General features: G+C 44.6%; 16 protein-coding genes. 5 read left to right on the forward strand and 11 right to left on the reverse strand.

Annotation, left to right across the window (positions count from 1 at the left end; genetic code table 11):
* The first annotated feature begins 5 nt into the window (after positions 1 to 5).
* Positions 6 to 734, forward strand: a complete 729-nt coding sequence (gene btsR, locus R7Z50_RS16335) for a two-component system response regulator BtsR (protein WP_005381917.1) — start codon at positions 6 to 8, stop codon at positions 732 to 734.
* A 71-nt stretch (positions 735 to 805) separates the two neighbouring features.
* Positions 806 to 1,279: a low molecular weight phosphatase family protein gene (locus R7Z50_RS16340; protein ID WP_017636163.1), complete on the forward strand. Its 474-nt coding sequence runs from the start codon at positions 806 to 808 to the stop codon at positions 1,277 to 1,279.
* A 46-nt stretch (positions 1,280 to 1,325) separates the two neighbouring features.
* Here the strand turns inward: R7Z50_RS16340 and ispH are convergent, their stop codons facing one another.
* The 6 genes from ispH to murJ form a co-directional block, all read right to left on the reverse strand.
* Positions 1,326 to 2,291, reverse strand: coding sequence for a 4-hydroxy-3-methylbut-2-enyl diphosphate reductase (gene ispH / locus R7Z50_RS16345; RefSeq protein WP_005381920.1), 966 nt, complete (start codon positions 2,289 to 2,291; stop codon positions 1,326 to 1,328).
* A 24-nt stretch (positions 2,292 to 2,315) separates the two neighbouring features.
* On the reverse strand, positions 2,316 to 2,747 hold the full coding sequence (gene fkpB, locus R7Z50_RS16350; protein ID WP_005381922.1) for an FKBP-type peptidyl-prolyl cis-trans isomerase: 432 nt from the start codon (positions 2,745 to 2,747) through the stop codon (positions 2,316 to 2,318).
* Positions 2,748 to 2,891: 144 nt separating this feature from the next.
* Positions 2,892 to 3,398 carry a signal peptidase II gene (gene lspA / locus R7Z50_RS16355; protein WP_005385948.1) on the reverse strand — a complete coding sequence of 169 codons (507 nt, stop codon included), beginning with the start codon at positions 3,396 to 3,398 and terminating at the stop codon, positions 2,892 to 2,894.
* A 73-nt stretch (positions 3,399 to 3,471) separates the two neighbouring features.
* Complete coding sequence (gene ileS / locus R7Z50_RS16360) at positions 3,472 to 6,300, reverse strand: isoleucine--tRNA ligase (RefSeq protein WP_017821497.1); 2,829 nt, start codon at positions 6,298 to 6,300, stop codon at positions 3,472 to 3,474.
* Between the two features lie 64 nt (positions 6,301 to 6,364).
* Positions 6,365 to 7,300, reverse strand: a complete 936-nt coding sequence (gene ribF, locus R7Z50_RS16365) for a bifunctional riboflavin kinase/FAD synthetase (RefSeq protein WP_318149156.1) — start codon at positions 7,298 to 7,300, stop codon at positions 6,365 to 6,367.
* A 69-nt stretch (positions 7,301 to 7,369) separates the two neighbouring features.
* The gene (murJ, locus tag R7Z50_RS16370) at positions 7,370 to 8,932 is read right to left on the reverse strand and encodes a murein biosynthesis integral membrane protein MurJ (RefSeq protein WP_005381936.1); all 1,563 of its coding nucleotides are present in this window, start codon (positions 8,930 to 8,932) and stop codon (positions 7,370 to 7,372) included.
* 305 nt (positions 8,933 to 9,237) lie between these two features.
* On the opposite strand from murJ, the gene rpsT reads away from it, so the two are divergent.
* Positions 9,238 to 9,498 (forward strand): 30S ribosomal protein S20, encoded by a 261-nt coding sequence (gene rpsT / locus R7Z50_RS16375; RefSeq protein ID WP_005381938.1) that lies wholly within the window; start codon positions 9,238 to 9,240, stop codon positions 9,496 to 9,498.
* 304 nt (positions 9,499 to 9,802) lie between these two features.
* On the opposite strand, the gene R7Z50_RS16380 is transcribed toward rpsT, so the two are convergent.
* Entirely contained in the window at positions 9,803 to 10,111 is a 309-nt protein-coding gene (locus tag R7Z50_RS16380) for an ArsR/SmtB family transcription factor (protein WP_005381940.1), read from the reverse strand.
* Between the two features lie 288 nt (positions 10,112 to 10,399).
* A complete protein-coding gene (gene nhaR, locus R7Z50_RS16385) occupies positions 10,400 to 11,290 on the reverse strand; it encodes a transcriptional activator NhaR (protein WP_005385959.1) in 891 nt (296 codons plus the stop codon).
* A 385-nt stretch (positions 11,291 to 11,675) separates the two neighbouring features.
* On the opposite strand from nhaR, the gene R7Z50_RS16390 reads away from it, so the two are divergent.
* Both R7Z50_RS16390 and R7Z50_RS16395 read left to right on the forward strand, forming a co-directional pair.
* Positions 11,676 to 12,821 (forward strand): Na/Pi symporter, encoded by a 1,146-nt coding sequence (locus tag R7Z50_RS16390; RefSeq protein ID WP_025768431.1) that lies wholly within the window; start codon positions 11,676 to 11,678, stop codon positions 12,819 to 12,821.
* Positions 12,822 to 12,968: 147 nt separating this feature from the next.
* Positions 12,969 to 14,111 carry a flavohemoglobin expression-modulating QEGLA motif protein gene (locus R7Z50_RS16395; RefSeq protein WP_053306894.1) on the forward strand — a complete coding sequence of 381 codons (1,143 nt, stop codon included), beginning with the start codon at positions 12,969 to 12,971 and terminating at the stop codon, positions 14,109 to 14,111.
* A 70-nt stretch (positions 14,112 to 14,181) separates the two neighbouring features.
* Here the strand turns inward: R7Z50_RS16395 and R7Z50_RS16400 are convergent, their stop codons facing one another.
* The 3 genes from R7Z50_RS16400 to R7Z50_RS16410 form a co-directional block, all read right to left on the reverse strand.
* Complete coding sequence (locus tag R7Z50_RS16400) at positions 14,182 to 15,033, reverse strand: thymidylate synthase (protein WP_005381947.1); 852 nt, start codon at positions 15,031 to 15,033, stop codon at positions 14,182 to 14,184.
* A gap of 9 nt (positions 15,034 to 15,042) precedes the next feature.
* Entirely contained in the window at positions 15,043 to 15,864 is an 822-nt protein-coding gene (gene lgt, locus R7Z50_RS16405) for a prolipoprotein diacylglyceryl transferase (protein WP_005381948.1), read from the reverse strand.
* An 87-nt stretch (positions 15,865 to 15,951) separates the two neighbouring features.
* On the reverse strand, positions 15,952 to 16,743 hold the full coding sequence (locus tag R7Z50_RS16410) for a sulfite exporter TauE/SafE family protein (protein ID WP_005385965.1): 792 nt from the start codon (positions 16,741 to 16,743) through the stop codon (positions 15,952 to 15,954).

A 16,743-nucleotide genomic window follows, 5' to 3' on the forward strand; every position in this document is an offset into this window, starting at 1 on the left:
GTTGGATGTTAACCGCACTCGTCATTGATGATGAACAGTTTGCTCGTGAAGAGCTAGCAGAGTTACTGGATGAAACAGGCCAAGTTGAGGTCGTGGGCGATGCCTCAAACGCAATCCTTGGCCTAAAAAAAATCAATGAACTTAAGCCTGATGTGGTGTTTCTCGATATCCAAATGCCTCAAGTCACGGGGATTGAACTACTTGGGATGCTTGATCCAGAAACCATGCCTTATGTGGTTTTTGTCACGGCTTATGATCAGTATGCGATTCAAGCATTTGAAGACAATGCCTTTGATTACTTGCTCAAACCTGTCGACCCATGCCGGTTAACTAAAACGGTCAAACGACTAAACAAAGTCATTAGCCAATCCGCCCTAACGCAACAACTGTCTGCTATTACGCCTGACACTTTAGATCAGATACCGTGCATCGGACACAACCGCATCGTTATCATGGCCACCGACACGGTGGAATGTGCTTACAGTGATATCAGCGGCGTACATGTACGCTCCACCAGCCAGACCGCGAGCACCCAACTGACATTAAAAACGTTGGAAGAGAAAACCCCTCTAGTCCGCTGCCATCGTCAATACTTAGTCAGTATTAAAGCGATTAGCGAAATCAAGTTACTGGAAAATGGGTTAGCGGAAATCATCACCAAAACAGGCTTTGAGATACCAGTAAGCCGCCGCTACTTAAAGGTGCTCAAAGAGATGCTCGGCATTAGCCACTAACACAAAAACTTCACACATCATCGCTAAGTTTCCGCTAGCGTATAAATAGGACGCTCTGAAAAGACGAGGCGATGATGTATAAAGTTTTATTCATATGTAAGCACAACGCTGGACGAAGCGTCCTCGCGGAGTCAATCGCAACCAATATCCTGCCAGCAGATTTTAGTGTCACCAGTGGAGGCTCACATCCCACAGGCAAGGTGCACCCAGTGGTGCAAAAATATTTAGATGACCACCAACTCCCCATTCCGCATATCCACACGCATTCATGGGAGGAGCGAACTCAGTTTCTTCCCGACATCGTTATTATTCTCTGTGATTCTTTACATCAAGAAACCGCTCCTCAGTGGCTTGCAGGTGGTGTTCGAGTAAACTGGCAAGTTGATGCTTTTCCGACCGATGGTTCTGATGAAGACATGTACGCACATTGCGAAAAGGTTGCTCAATCGCTTGAGCGAAGAATCACGAAGATGTCTGATATGATTATCGATGGTTTAGGAAAAGACCAAATTCGTGATTACCTAAATGAGTTAAGAGAGATGTAAAAAAGGCGACCCACAGGTCGCCTTTTGAATATTCGATAAATGGAGACTAATCCACTTGCTTGATTTGCAGTTCTTTAGGTACTTCAAAGAACATATTCTCTTCACGGCCAAGTACTTCATCAACCGCTTCGGCACCGACGAGTTCTTTGATTCGCTCTAGAATCTGATTAACGAGCTCTTCCGGAGCAGATGCTCCCGCAGTCACGCCGACCTTTGTTTTGCCTTCGAACCACTCAGGTTTGATATCTTCCGGACAGTCGGTTAAGTAGCCAGGTGTCCCTAGCTTTTCAGCTAGCTCTTTAAGACGTGTAGAGTTTGATGAGTTTTTAGAACCCACCACAACCATCACATCTACGTCACCAGCTAATTCACGTACGGCATCTTGGCGGTTTTGTGTCGCATAACAGATATCGTCTTTACGTGGACCTTGGATATCTGGGAACACGCGGCGTAGCTCTTCGATAACATCGGCAGTTTCATCGACAGAAAGCGTCGTTTGGCTTACGTAATGAAGATCGGATGGATCTTTCACAATCGCCTTCAGTTTCTCAACATCGGCTGGAGTTTCAACCAAGTACATACCACCGGTTTCACTGGCGTATTGCCCCATCGTACCTTCGACTTCAGGGTGACCTGCGTGACCAATCAGAACCACTTCCATATTACGACGGCTCGCACGCGCCACTTCCATATGCACTTTGGTTACTAAAGGACACGTTGCGTCAAATACGGTCAAATCACGCTGCTTGGCTTCCTGACGAACTGCCTGCGATACACCATGAGCGGAGAAAATCACAATGTTGTTGTCTGGCACTTCGTGCAGTTCTTCAACGAAGATAGCACCACGCTGTTTTAGACCTTCAACCACAAAACGGTTATGCACCACTTCATGACGCACATAAATCGGTGGCTGATACATCTCTAGCGCACGCTCTACGATGCTAATCGCGCGGTCAACACCAGCACAGAAACCACGTGGGTTAGCTAACAGGATTTTCATTTCATTGCTCATGGAAGTTATCTTTTATTTGGTTCGCTATTCTACTGACAAAATTTCAACTTCGAAAGTCACGTCTTGTCCCGCTAGAGGATGGTTGAAGTCCACAGTGACTGAATCGCCTGCAATCTCTGTAATAATGCCCGGGATTTCCATGCCATCAGGGCCACTGAAGGCCATGATTGTACCAACTTCCACTTCTGCATCACCTACAAATTTAGTGCGATCCATATAGTGAATATGATCAGGGTTTGGCATACCAAACGCGTCTTCTGCCTTTAGCTCAATCGCTTTTTGTGCGCCTGTTTCGAGGCCTATCAAGCACTGCTCAAAGTTTTCACTCAAGCTGCCATCACCCATAACAAATTTCGCTGGTTTACCCATGTTATGAGTACTATCTGCAACCGATCCGTCTTTCATTTTAATCGTAAAGTGAAGGGTTACTACCGATTCATTGGTTATTGTTGTCACGTTAATGCTTCCTTGTTCTTGGGTTATTACGCTGTCAGCTTGGTCTTTTTATACATTGATATGCTGATTGGCGCTCCAACATAATAAAAAGCGTCGCTCGAATCAACGGACGACGCTTAGGGTTATTCGATATACCGCAAAAGATTACTTGTCAGCGTCTTTTTTACGGAAGCCATCCAGAATAATCATTGCCGCACCAATACAGATCGCCATGTCAGCAAGGTTGAATGCTGGCCAGTGGTAGTTACCCCAGAAGAAGTCTAGGTAATCAACAACAAAGCCATGAACGACGCGGTCAAACACGTTGCCCACTGCACCACCAATAATCAGTGCATAAGCAATGTTGTTCCATTTTTCTTTTGCTGGAAGCTTGCTCATCCAGTAGGTCAAAAGACCCGTCACAACAAACGCGATACCTGTAAATAACCAACGCTGCCAACCGGCTTGATCGCTCAAGAAACTGAATGCAGCACCGTAGTTATGAACATAAAGTAGGTTGAAGAATGGCAACACCTCAATTCGGTTTGCCCATCCGTAGCCCATGTTGTCCATCACCACCAATTTGATGCCAATATCTGCAATAAATACCAGAATTGCTAACCACAGCCAGCGAACTCCAGATTGCTTTAACGTCAGTGCTTTTTCACTCATTACTTTACCTACAAACAGCCCCAGTAAATACTGGGGCTGTTAATTTTAAAAAAAGTTCAGTCGTTCTAGGCAATTACGCGAATTTACGTACTTCACCTTCGCCGTCTACGTTAGACACACAACGACCACAGATCTTCTCGTGACCTTCAATTGTGCCTACGTCTGGCGTGTGGTGCCAACAACGGTCACACTTCTCGCCTTCAGCTGCTGCTACTTCTACAAACAAGCCTTCGATATCTGTGGCTTGTGCTGCATCCGTCTTCTCACCTAGAGGCTTAACTTTCGCCGCAGAGGTTAGTAGAACAAAGCGCAGTTCATCTTCAAGTTTGTTGATCTTCGCCGCTAGTGCGTCATCAGCAAACAGAGTCACTTCAGCTTGTAGTGCACCACCAATGGTTTTCTCTTTACGCGCATCTTCTAGAAGTTTGTTTACCGCACCACGAACCGCTTGGATCTCAGACCAGAATTCGTTGTTCAGCTCTTCACCTTCAGCAAGACCGAATAGACCGTCGAACCACTCACCAGTGAATACGAACTTGTCGCGTTGACCTGGCATTTCGTTCCAGATTTCATCTGCAGTGAACGACATGATTGGCGCCATCCAACGAACTAGCGCTTCTACGATGTAGTAAAGTGCAGTCTGACAGCTACGTTGAGCGTTGCCGCCACGTTTTGCTGTGTACTGACGGTCTTTAATTACGTCTAAGTAGAAAGAGCCCATTTCGATTGAACAGAATTGCATTAGACGCTGAGTTACACCGTGTGTGTTGTACTCTTCGTATGCTTTAACAATCTCTTCTTGTGCTGCTAGTGCACGACCAACCGCCCAGCGATCTAGCGCAACCATCTCTTCAACAGGAACGATGTCTGTTTCAGGGTTGAAGCCGCTCAAGTTAGCTAGGAAGAAACGCGCTGTGTTACGGATACGACGGTACGCATCTGCGCTGCGTTTTAGGATTTCATCAGAAACCGCAACTTCACCAGTGTAGTCTGTAGAAGCAACCCATAGACGAAGAATGTCAGCACCTAGCTTGTTGGTTACGTCTTTTGGCGCAACCACGTTACCGATAGATTTAGACATCTTACGACCCTGACCGTCAACCACGAAACCGTGTGTCAGTACTTGTTTGTAAGGTGCTTCGTCTTTCATCGCAATAGATGAAATTAAAGAAGATTGGAACCAACCGCGGTGTTGGTCAGAACCTTCTAGGTATAGGTCTGCACTGTTGCCGTTGTACTCTTCACGAGCATCAACAACAGAGAAGTGAGTGACACCTGAATCGAACCATACGTCTAGCGTATCTAGCACTTTTTCGTATTGGTCAGCGTCAGCACCTAGTAGTTCAGCGGCATCTACATCCCACCATGCTTGGATGCCTTTCTCTTCAACCAGCTTAGCGACTTTCTCGATCAGCTCTAGCGTGTTTGGATGAAGTTCTGCTGTTTCTTTATGAACAAACAGAGCAATTGGCACACCCCAAGTACGTTGACGAGAGATACACCACTCAGGGCGACCTTCGATCATACCTTCGATGCGGCTTTGACCCCACTCAGGCATCCACTCTACATTCTTGATTGACTCTAATGCTTTAGCACGTAGGCCAGCTTGGTCCATAGAAACGAACCATTGAGGTGTAGCACGGAAGATGATTGGGGTCTTATGACGCCAACAGTGTGGGTAGCTGTGCTCGTAAGCGTGGTGGTGTAGTAGTGCACCTTTTTCTTTTAGTACTTCTACTACTGCATCGTTCGCTTTAAATACGTGCTGACCAGCAAATAGCTCTGTATCTGGTAGGTAAACACCGTTTGAGCCAACTGGGTTTGCTACTTCTAGGTTGTACTTGTTACCAACCGCGAAGTCTTCTTGACCGTGACCAGGAGCAGTGTGAACAACACCAGTACCTGAATCAGTCGTAACGTGATCACCAAGGATCGCCGGTACAGTGAAATCGTAGAATGGGTGTTGGAATTGAGAAAGCTCTAGGTCCGCACCTTTAGCAAAGCCAAGGTTGTGGAAGTGCTCGATACCCGCACGGTCCATTACGTCTTTCGCCAGCTCAGCAGCAACGATGATACGCTCGGCGTTGTCGCCTTCTGTTTGGATAAGTACGTACTCTAGATCATCACGTAGACATACTGCGCGGTTTGCTGGCAGTGTCCAAGGTGTTGTTGTCCAGATAACGATAGATACGTCACCGTGACCTTCATGACCTTCTGTCAGTTCAAATTTAGATAGCAGTGCCGCTTCGTCAGCCGCTTTAAAACGAACGTCGATAGATGGCGATACTTTATCTTTGTATTCTACTTCCGCTTCAGCAAGAGCAGAACCACAGTCTGTACACCAGTGAACAGGTTTGAAACCTTTTAGCAGGTGACCATTGCTTGCGATCTTACCAAGAGCACGAATAATGTTCGCTTCAGTTGCGAAATCCATAGTGCGGTATGGCTTGTCCCACTCACCCATGATACCAAGGCGTTTGAAGCTCTCTTTCTGACCTTCAACCTGACCTGCTGCGTATTCACGACATTTCTCGCGGAATTCCGCTGCTGTCACTTTTTGGCCTGGCTTACCTACTTTCTTCTCTACCATTAATTCGATTGGTAGACCGTGGCAGTCCCAGCCTGGGATGTAAGGTGCGTCAAAACCTGAAAGTGTTTTGGATTTAATAATAATGTCTTTAAGAATCTTGTTTAGTGCGTGACCAATATGAATGTCACCATTTGCGTAAGGAGGGCCATCGTGCAATACGAATGACTTTTTGCCTTTCTTAGCTTTACGGATTTCACCGTAAAGATCTTCTTTGTACCAACGCTTAAGCATTTCTGGCTCACGATTGGCCAGGTTGCCGCGCATTGGAAACCCTGTTTCAGGTAAGTTCAGGGTATCTTTATACTCACTCATCGATTCTTAATTCCGTTATATTGGGCGAAAATTAGACATTATGTTGAACGGTGGAATAAACCGCTCAACGCTTAAGCTGACGCAGCCACACCCTTGCTGCTTCAGCATCCAATTCGATTTGTTGTTTAAGTGCTTCAAACGACTCAAACTTTTGCTCATCTCGAAGTTTATGCAAAAGTTCCACTTCTAGTTGCTTGCCATATAAATTGGCATGAAAGTCGAATAAGTGCACTTCTAACTGTTGGCGAACACCATTGACGGTTGGTCTTTGACCAATATTAGCAACACCACCAACTGGCTTATTTCCTAAGCCAAGCGCTTGAACAACATAGACTCCGGAAACCGGAGAAACACAGCGTTTCAAAGGAATATTTGCAGTAGGGAACCCAATGGTTCGACCTAGCTTTCTTCCGTGAGAAACACGACCGCTGATGCTGTAGTTTCTTCCCAGCATCTGTTGCGCGGAATGCAAATCGTCACGCGCCAGCGCTTGACGGATAGCCGTACTGCTGACACGTAATTGTTGTAAACAAAAGCTCTGGGTACTTACGACATCAAAGCCGTATTTTTCCCCTGCTTCCTGCAGCATTGCAAAGTTACCTGTACGGCCTTTGCCAAAGCAGAAATCATCACCAACGACAAGAAACTTAACACCCAAACGCTCGACCAACAAGTCACGGATAAACTCTTCCGCGGTTAAACTTGCAAAATGGCGATTGAAATTGACACACAGTAAGCGGTCAATATCGAGCTTACTCAATTGCACGAACTTATTGCGTAATCGCGTCAACCTTGCAGGTGCCTTGTCTTTGGCAAACAGCTCCATCGGCTGAGGTTCAAAGGTCATCACAACAGAAGGCAAGGATAGCCTGTCCGCTTGCTCAGACACTTGCTGCAATACTTGTTGATGGCCTTTATGGACACCATCGAAATTGCCAATAGTCAGCACACAACCATGATGTCGCGGGTTGATATTGTGAATGCCTCTAATCAGTTCCATTGGATACTGCTTTCTGCCTCTGTTTTACTTTACACTGTGTGAAACTGACGGATTATATACTAATCACCCTCAGTCTGTCCCAGCTTTTAGGTCTTTTAAACGCGCACCAGTTAAAAATAGAACCACTAGGTAAACTACGGCTCCTAAACCGATCAACATCCCTAGCACCGCGCTTCGGTGAGCAAAGCTCCAGCCCAGCCATACTGACATATCTTCCAGTTGCCATAAGATTGCCGCCACCATCGCCGCGCCAGCAATAGCTAAACGTATAATAAAGAAGACGGTTCGCTTAGTGATTTGGTATACCTCTGCGATGTGCAGGCCACGATACAGCAGTGCCATATTCACAAATGCCGATAGTGCCGTCGCGATAGCCAAGCCAACGTAGCCATAGAAGTACGCAAAAATTGCATTAAATACCATGTTGGTCACCATCGCAATGATGCCGTATTTCACTGGCGTTTTAGTGTCTTGACGCGAGTAATAACCCGGAGCGAGCACTTTAATCAGCATAAAGTTCAACAAGCCTGAAGCGTAAGCAAAGAGTGACAATGATGCTTGATGTACGTCTTGTGGCGAAAACTCACCTCGCATGAATAACACCATCAACATAGGTTTTGCCAGTACCATCAAACCAAGCATTGCAGGAAGGCCAAGTAAGATCACCATGCGCACCCCCCAGTCCATGGTTTGTGCGAATCCTTCATTTTGTGCGTCAACATGTTTGCGTGATAATGCTGGTAAAATCACCGTTGCAATAGCAATACCAAACAGACCTAACGGGAATTCCAACAAGCGATCTGAATAGTACAACCAACTTATCGAACCGGTTTGCAGAAAGCTGGCAATAAAAGTATCAAACAACAAGTTGATTTGGCTTACCGACACACCGAACAAAGCAGGAATCATTAAGGTTCGGATCTTCACCACGCCCGGATCGCGCCAGCCCCATTTCGGCTTAACCATAACCCCCGCTTTAATAAGGAAAGGGATTTGAAATAAGAACTGAACCAAACCACCAAGGAAAACACCGATGGCAAGGCCAATCTCTGGCTGTGACATCTGCGGCGAGATAAACCATGCTGCCAAAATGATCATTACGTTGAGGAAGACGGGAGTAAACGAAGAAACCGCAAACTTACCTAGTGTATTGAGAATGGCTCCCGATAGGGCAACAAAAGTGATGAACCATAAATAAGGAAAGGTAATCTTGAGCATCACGCTAGCAAGTTCGAACTTCTCAGCCGCGGGACCACCATGCATCCAGTCTAGGAACCAACCAAAACCAAACAGTGCAGTCACCACTCCGGAACCTAGAACACCTAAGATGGTAACAATTGAGACTATCACCCCTAATGTACCCGCCGCACGAGCAATGAGCTCCCGAGTTTTATCCATGTCGCCTTGAGCATGGCTTTCCGTTAAAACAGGTACAAACGCTTGGGAAAAAGCACCTTCAGCAAACAAACGTCGTAAAAAATTAGGAATTTTATTGGCGAAGAAAAAGACGTCTGCGCTTGCTCCTGCCCCCATTAAATTTGCCACTACAACATCACGAACTAGGCCAAGAACGCGGGAAATAAATGTCATAGCACTGACGATCATGCCAGACTTGAGTAGTCGTTTACTCACTGTAACCTCGGAATATCACCATAAGACAGCTAACCCTATACTGTTTCTCTGACAGGTGCTGCAAATAGACGTCAAAAATCTATCCGCGGGTTGTAAGGAATAAGTGTGCCTTTCGCGGATAATTATTAGCATTGGTATAAAAATGCTGTTAGAATCCCCGCCATCTTAACCGCGATAACCTCTCTTACCAAAATTTGTTTTGGCTTAGATCGGTTTTTGCACAAATCATTTGACATTTAAGCGCAAATGAGGGATATTCCTCGCCCTTAAATTGTCACAGAACTAAGTTTTTGGGAGTTAGACCCTTGGCAAATAGTAAATCTGCTAAGAAGCGCGCTATCCAAGCTGAGAAACGTCGTCAGCACAATGCTAGCCGTCGCTCAATGATGCGTACTTACATGAAGAAAACTGTTGCTGCTATCGAAGCAGGCGACAAAGAAGCTGCAACTGCTGCATTCGCTGTAGTTACACCTATCCTAGACCGCATGGCAACTAAAGGCCTTATTCACAAGAATAAAGCAGCTCGCCATAAGTCTCGTTTCGCTGCACAAATCAAAGCTCTTTAATAGAGTCCTGATTTTACAGTGAAGAAAAAACCGACCTTGTGTCGGTTTTTTTATATCTACAAAGTTTTCTTAATAAAAAAAGCTGGCAATGCCAGCTTTTCTTTTTCTGAATGTCCCATTTAAAGACATCAGCTTATTCATTACCCATATAACGCTCAAACTAGAAAGCACTAATAAAACACTTGAGAACAAAGCAAATTGGTCGATGAGTAGTACCCTATCATCAAAAGTTTAACGCCACTCTCAAATATTCCAACAAGTTAGATTCACACTCTAAGATGAGCAGTATATTAGGACTATTTAATTAATGTTGAGCACTCTCAGCACAATAAAGACTATGCAGTGTTTTTATTAACGCTTTCACTTCATCACTCTTTAATGTGTAGTACACCGTTTGTGCTTCTTTCCTTGTCGTGACTAACTCATCACGACGAAGCCAAGCAAGATGCTGAGATAATGCCGACTGGCTTAGCTCTAACTTTGCACACAGCTCTCCCACGGACAGCTCTTGGTTATGCAGCATACAAAGGATTTGTAGGCGTCTCTCGTTTGCCATCGCTTTGAGCAACACGACGGCTTTTGCGGAGTTCTGCTCCATTTCTTGTAGATTCATGTGTTGGACCTCTAGCTACAACTTACTTATTCCAACCCTGGCCAGCTTGTTGTGTTGCACTGATTTATATATCTAAGAAAATCAAGATACACTCCCAGAGTCTTCATTATTAGAGCCTCTAATTTAGTTGTTAGTGATACACCAATATTATCCACCAAGGATTTTAATTGGTGCGCCATCAATAATTAATAGTTTTGCTCACTAAAACAAGTATCTTGCTTACTTAGATATTATTTAGAATTATATTTTTATTGATAGTAATCTATTTATTTACGCAACGATACGGGTTTACTCAAACATTTGACTGAAATCAGCATCACAAACATTTTTTACCGCGGGGTGTTGGATCATTCGTTCCGCAAAAATCACGTAGTACTCTTCTTTTAGCCCATCGACATGGCCAATTAGCTGTAAATTTCGGTCGTCTTCAATCTCCGACATGTATACGGTCGGTGCCAAGAAAATCACATCGTCGTGGTACCGAGCAAAAGCTTTCATCAACGCAACATCATCAAACTCCCCCAGCACATTGGCTTGAAGGCCTTGACGATCAAACCATTGAATAACTTTACGCCCCATAGCCGTTCGGCTCGCGGGAATCAGAAGTTTTTTTTGTTCCAAGATCTCAGGAAATCGCACATTTTCAATTTCAGAAGAAGCAAAAAAGCTCATGCTACTTTCACCTAACTTTTTGCTATAAAGGCCAGGACTTTGAGTAGAATCAACGGGACAATCCGAAAGGATCATATCTAGCTTGTGCTGAGAAAGGCGTTCAAGTAGCAGTTCGTGGGTTGATTCATAACAGCGTAAATGAATACTGTTATCTTCCGGGACGGTCGTCATCAGTACTTTACTGACCAAGCGTTTAGATAATGCATCGGCTACACCAACTTCAAATAGAATGTTCGAGTGCTGGCTGTAATTGACGATATCTAACATCTCATAGCTCAAACCGAACATCCGGTCGGCGTACTTAAACACAAGCTGACCTAACTCAGTGGGCTCAACTGTACGACCATTGCGCTTGGTTAACTTTCCTTTCATGCGCTCTTCAAGCGCTTTAATCTGTCCTGTCACGGTTTGCGGTGTCAGGAAGAGCGCGTCAGCCGCCTTAGTTACAGAGCCCTGTTTGCACACCATCCAGAAATAATAGAGATGGTTGTAGTTTAGATGTGACATGATCGAGTCCCGAAAAGAAAGTGATACTTTTTATACCAAATGTGACAGAGACAAACAATAAACTCGACAAAACCATACAATACCTTACAAAAGCATAAGTTTTACCGAAAGTATAAAGTCAATACTGTCATAAAAGTTGAACTGAGGCGCATTTTCTCTACAAAAAAACGCAAAAACCAAACAAAACGAAACCAAAATTTAACCACTAAAATCAACAAGTTAAAAATTAATTTTCTTCTTCTTTTACGCCATTATCAAAAAGAACAATAAAAATCTCTCACAGCAAGAAATCTGTAATATTACTGAAATATTTGTTCTCTAACATCGCCCGCAGATTCAACTACAGACCGAAAAATGAACTGAAAGGTCAACGGAGAAAATTATGATGAACCAAGCTACTTCAACAGTGGCACCAATTTCGAGCACAGCTCGTTGGTTACGCTGGGCTAACTTGGCATTCATGTTATATCTGCTTCTTCTAGCAGTATCTATGGTTGGTAGTGGCTTTAAATGGGCAACTGGCGATCAAGCTAAAGTGCTATTTGAATTTGCCGCACACCCAGTTGCAGGTCTAATGATCGGCTTGGTGGCAACAGCCTTAATTCAGTCTTCAAGTACTGTAACGTCTATTATTGTAGGCTTGGTTGCAGGTGGCTTACCTGTAGAAACCGCTATCCCTATGGTGATGGGTGCTAACATTGGTACCACAGTGACCAATACGCTTGTATCTCTTGGCCACGTGCGCTGTAAAGAAGAGTTCAAACGTGCATTTGCAAGTGCAACCATTCACGACTTCTTCAACTTGCTTGCTGTCGCTATTTTCCTTCCGTTGGAAATGATGTTCGGCATTTTAGAGAAAGTTTCTCACTGGCTTGTTTCTCCACTGCTTGCTACTGGTGATATGAGCATTAAAGGCTTCAACTTTATTAAACCAATTACAAAGCCAGTCGTAGGCGCAATTAAAGAGCCACTTTCTACCTTCGGTGATACTGTTGGCGGCGTCATGCTTATTGCTTTGGGTATTGCGACTATCTTCGTTGCAATCACAGTGATGGGTAAATTAATGAAGAGCCTAATGGTTGGTCGCGCACGTGAAATTTTGAAAAACGCCATCGGTCGTGGTCCTATTCACGGCATCGTATCAGGCTCAATCGTGACCGTTCTAGTACAATCTTCCTCAACCACGACAAGTTTAATGGTTCCGTTGGTTGGTACTGGCGTGTTGAAAGTACGAGATATCTACCCTTTCACTCTGGGTGCTAACATTGGTACTTGTATTACGGCACTACTAGCAGCGACAGCGGTATCTGGAGAGTTCGCAGTATTCGCACTTCAAATCGCTCTAGTCCACTTAGTATTTAACATCATGGCGACGCTGTTTATCTTTGGAATTCCATTCCTACGTGAGATTCCGGTTAAAGGCGCTGAGATGATTTCTGAAATGGCTATTAAGAATAAAGCTGTTGTTGGTGGCTACCTAATGTCAGTATTCGTTATTCTACCAGGTGCGATTCTAGCCCTAACAACGTAACAACAACGACATACCATCGCTTATTGTTTAGGCTCCACATCGTGGAGCCTTTTTTATGATAATTAAACTGTTCAAATCGATTGTCCGGTGATAATTTGAGCCACATCAGCATGCTTATGCTGAGCTATCTCATTTGGAGTCGACAACATGACGCAGCTTAATGACGCTATTTCTGATCAGCTACTCGCAATAGACGAAAACCTAACCCAACTGGTTGCTGATATTGATATCCTCAGTAGCGTGAATCCTCTTAATTATGCTCAAGAAAGAGAACGTTTCATTAAAAACAAATATTCTCAAGAGCCTAATTTTCAATATTCAATTACTAATGTAGATACTCACAGCGCAAAGCGACGTCTATATGAGCTACCTCTAGAAAACATTCAAGACACCCAATTGCAGAGGCTGTACGCAGATGTAATTCAGTCTTATGCAGATAAACTGGATCAGGTGAATACCATAGGCACGCAAGAGTTTCTTTATAACTCCTTACGCTATTATGGGGAACCGAGCGCCAAAGATATTGCCAACGCCCATTTCATATTGCACCTTCCTACAGAAGAAGAAAAAGAACCTCAGCACGATAGCCGTGCAATAGCACGTTTCATGCAAAATTTTGCTCAACGCAATGGGTATGAATGTGAAATACAGGTGTTGGACGGGATGTTAGCAAACGCACTAGTTTCAGGATCTCGAGTCAAAATTAACCACGCGGCGTACATCACCACTGATGAGCTGGAGGCTCTTGCACATCATGAAATGGGAGTACATCTCCTGACTACGCTTAACGGTCGTCAACAACCGCTAAAAGTCCTGAGCTTAGGTTGTCCTGCCAATACCAACACTCAAGAAGGGCTGGCTATATTATGTGAGTATCTGTCAGGACATTTCAGTATCAAGCGCCTAAGAACCTTAGCCTTACGAGTTCTGGCAGTAGAGTCGATGATCAAGGATCGCGATTTCCGCCATACGTTCATGCTATTAAAAGAACAGTATAAAGCTTCTGATCTTCAAGCATTTACAACGACTGCCCGAGTCTATCGAGGTGGAGGTTTAACGAAGGATTACTTGTATCTTAGAGGATTCCGAGAGGTGCTCAATGCCTATGATAAATTGGGCGATGACTTTTCACTATTGTTGTGCGGGAAAACAGAGCTGAAGTACTTTGAGCTTATCCGTTCATTAGTGAGTAAAGAAATATTCACTCAACCTAAGTTTATTAGCCCGGCACTGTCCACACCGATGCAGACCAACCCAATTCACCGTTATATTGTCAGTGCACTAAAATAATACCTTCTAAGTACAAAAAAGAAAAAAGCTCCATTCGGAGCTTTTTCTATATCTTGAAGAACGATACTCGTTACACTGAGAATGGGTAACGAATAGGATCGTGATGCTCGTACCCTTCAACCCAAAAGTCATCCAGTGTGACCCATGTTTCCAAATCTTCTAGAGATTTAATCTCTGGGTTGATATGGAACGTCGGCGCTTTTAATGGCTCACGCTTCAACTGAACATCGCGCATCAGTTCAAGCTGATCTTCATAAATGTGAGCATTCACAATCTTATGAAATGCCTGACCAGGTTTCTTGCCCGTAATTTGCGCCATAATCGCCAAGAACACGTAAACTTGAACCATATTGAAGTTTAAGCCAAGCGGTACATCACACGAACGCTGAGTACTATTCAGGTAAAGCGTATCATCCAGCAATGAAAAATGGTGACTGTACATACAAGGACGCAAGCACCCCATGTGGAACTCACCCGGGTTGTAGAAGTTCAAGATTTCACCGCGATCATCAACACCACGCGTTAAGTCATCCACTATCTTACGTAGTTGGTCAACATGACCACCATCAGGTTTCGCCCAGGCGCGCCCTTGAACCCCATAGACACGGCCCATGTCGTCTTCGCCTTTACGGTATGGGTTATTCAACCAGGCATCATTTAGGTTGGCATTGGCATCCCAGGTTTTCGTGCCCAGCTTACGAAAATCTTCCGCATTATCGTAACCACGAATATACCCTAATAGCTCTGCAACGGCCGCTTTCCAAAAACTTTTACGTGTGGTGACCAACGGAAATTGATTGTTCGCAACATCGTAGGTTAAATCCGCGTTGATTACGGTCAGGCAGCGCTTGCCTGTACGCTCATTTTCAACCCAAACACCTTGGTCAACGATGCGTTGACACAAATCTAAATACTGTTTCACACCAATACCTTACTTCGTCTTTTGTGGTAATTCGTCTTTGTAATGACCACGTTTGTATGCCCAAACCATCATGAGGACACCGATAACCACCATTGGCAGGGATAAAATCTGTCCCATGGAAATAAAGCCACCGAATAACCCCAAATGAGCGTCTGGTTCGCGCACGTATTCTACTAGGAAACGGAAGGTTCCGTAACCCGCAAGAAAGAGTCCTGAAACAGAACCTAGAGGACGAGGTTTCTTGATGAACCAATTCAAAATGAAGAAAAGGACGATACCTTCAAGCGCCATTTCATAAAGCTGTGATGGATGACGTGGCAGTGGACCGCCATTTGGGAAAACGATCGCCCAAGGCACATCCGTTACTCGGCCCCACAACTCGCTGTTCATGAAGTTACCTAAACGCCCCATACCCAAACCAAATGGCACAAGCGGCGCGATAAAGTCAGCAACACCGAAGAAAGTTCGCCCGTTTTTGTGTGCATACCAGAACATCGCAGTAATCACACCCAGTAAGCCCCCGTGGAAAGACATACCACCGGTCCACACTTTAAATAGATACAAAGGGTCAGCCAGGAAGAGCTCAAAATTGTAGAAAAGCACGTAGCCTACACGGCCACCAATCACCACGCCAAGGAAGCCTGCGAACAACAAATCAGAAACCTGCTCTCGTGTCCAACCACTTCCAGGCTTATCCGCACGTCGGTTCGCTAACCATAGAGCAAACATAAAGCCAACAAGGTACATCAAACCGTACCAACGAACCGAAACAGGACCAATAGAGATTAAAACCGGATCAATATTGGGAAATTCAATATATCCCTGAGACATAAATCATTCTCTTCTTATCACAACAAAATAAATATACCCAAGTAACCTCTAGATGCTTGGTTCAGCGAGAATGACTTGGGTACAAACTTAGAGCAGCATGGTCGCTGCAACAAACATTAAGAACACCGCGAATATCTTTTTTAATACCGCAGTTGGAAGGTTAGTGGCGAGCTTCGCACCCACTTTTGTTGTGAGCATCGAGGCCATAGCAATCGCTAATAAAGCGGGAAGATAAACATAGCCAATACTGTATGAAGGTAAGCCTTCCACTTTATAGCCATGTAAGATGAAGCCGATCATACCAGAAATAGCAATCACGCAACCACAAACGGAGGATGAGCCCACCGCTTTACGCATCTCTATCCCATGTTTATTTAAAAATGGTACCGACAGTGAGCCACCACCAATACCAGCAAGGCTTGATACGACACCAATTCCCGTGCCGTAAACTACAGTCACAGGGCTGCTCGGCATAGGTTTACTGCTCGTAACTTTAATGGAACGAAACATTTGTACTGACAGGCAAAGAACAATGACACCAAACACTTTCGGCAAATAGTGTGTAGGGATCCACTCAGCAATATTGGCACCAACAAAGCCACCAATGACCACACCAGGCATCAACCATTTTACGACAAACATATCGACATTGCCGAGCTTAAGGTGATTCATCGCCGATGAGCCAGACGTGACAATAATACTCGCTAACGAAGTGGCTAAGGCCATGTGCATACTCATTTCTGGAGAGATCCCAGCAAGAGGAAGCAAATACAACAAGGCAGGAACAACAATCAAACCACCACCGATACCGAGTAACCCCGCCATCACACCCACAAAAGCGCCTAGCGCCAACAATAACAAAAATAAAGAGACGGTCAC

Source organism: Vibrio sp. 1249-1 (assembly GCF_033340495.1).

What these genes read in the sequence shown, in the direction of transcription:
- btsR (WP_005381917.1), top strand. Translation starts at nt 6, where the DNA reads ATGTTAACCGCACTCGTCATTGATGATGAACAGTTTGCTCGTGAAGAG.
- R7Z50_RS16340 (WP_017636163.1), top strand. Translation starts at nt 806, where the DNA reads ATGATGTATAAAGTTTTATTCATATGTAAGCACAACGCTGGACGAAGC.
- ispH (WP_005381920.1), bottom strand. Translation starts at nt 2,291, where the DNA reads ATGAGCAATGAAATGAAAATCCTGTTAGCTAACCCACGTGGTTTCTGT.
- lspA (WP_005385948.1), bottom strand. Translation starts at nt 3,398, where the DNA reads ATGAGTGAAAAAGCACTGACGTTAAAGCAATCTGGAGTTCGCTGGCTG.
- ileS (WP_017821497.1), bottom strand. Translation starts at nt 6,300, where the DNA reads ATGAGTGAGTATAAAGATACCCTGAACTTACCTGAAACAGGGTTTCCA.
- ribF (WP_318149156.1), bottom strand. Translation starts at nt 7,300, where the DNA reads ATGGAACTGATTAGAGGCATTCACAATATCAACCCGCGACATCATGGT.
- R7Z50_RS16380 (WP_005381940.1), bottom strand. Translation starts at nt 10,111, where the DNA reads ATGAATCTACAAGAAATGGAGCAGAACTCCGCAAAAGCCGTCGTGTTG.
- nhaR (WP_005385959.1), bottom strand. Translation starts at nt 11,290, where the DNA reads ATGTCACATCTAAACTACAACCATCTCTATTATTTCTGGATGGTGTGC.
- R7Z50_RS16390 (WP_025768431.1), top strand. Translation starts at nt 11,676, where the DNA reads ATGAACCAAGCTACTTCAACAGTGGCACCAATTTCGAGCACAGCTCGT.
- R7Z50_RS16395 (WP_053306894.1), top strand. Translation starts at nt 12,969, where the DNA reads ATGACGCAGCTTAATGACGCTATTTCTGATCAGCTACTCGCAATAGAC.
- lgt (WP_005381948.1), bottom strand. Translation starts at nt 15,864, where the DNA reads ATGTCTCAGGGATATATTGAATTTCCCAATATTGATCCGGTTTTAATC.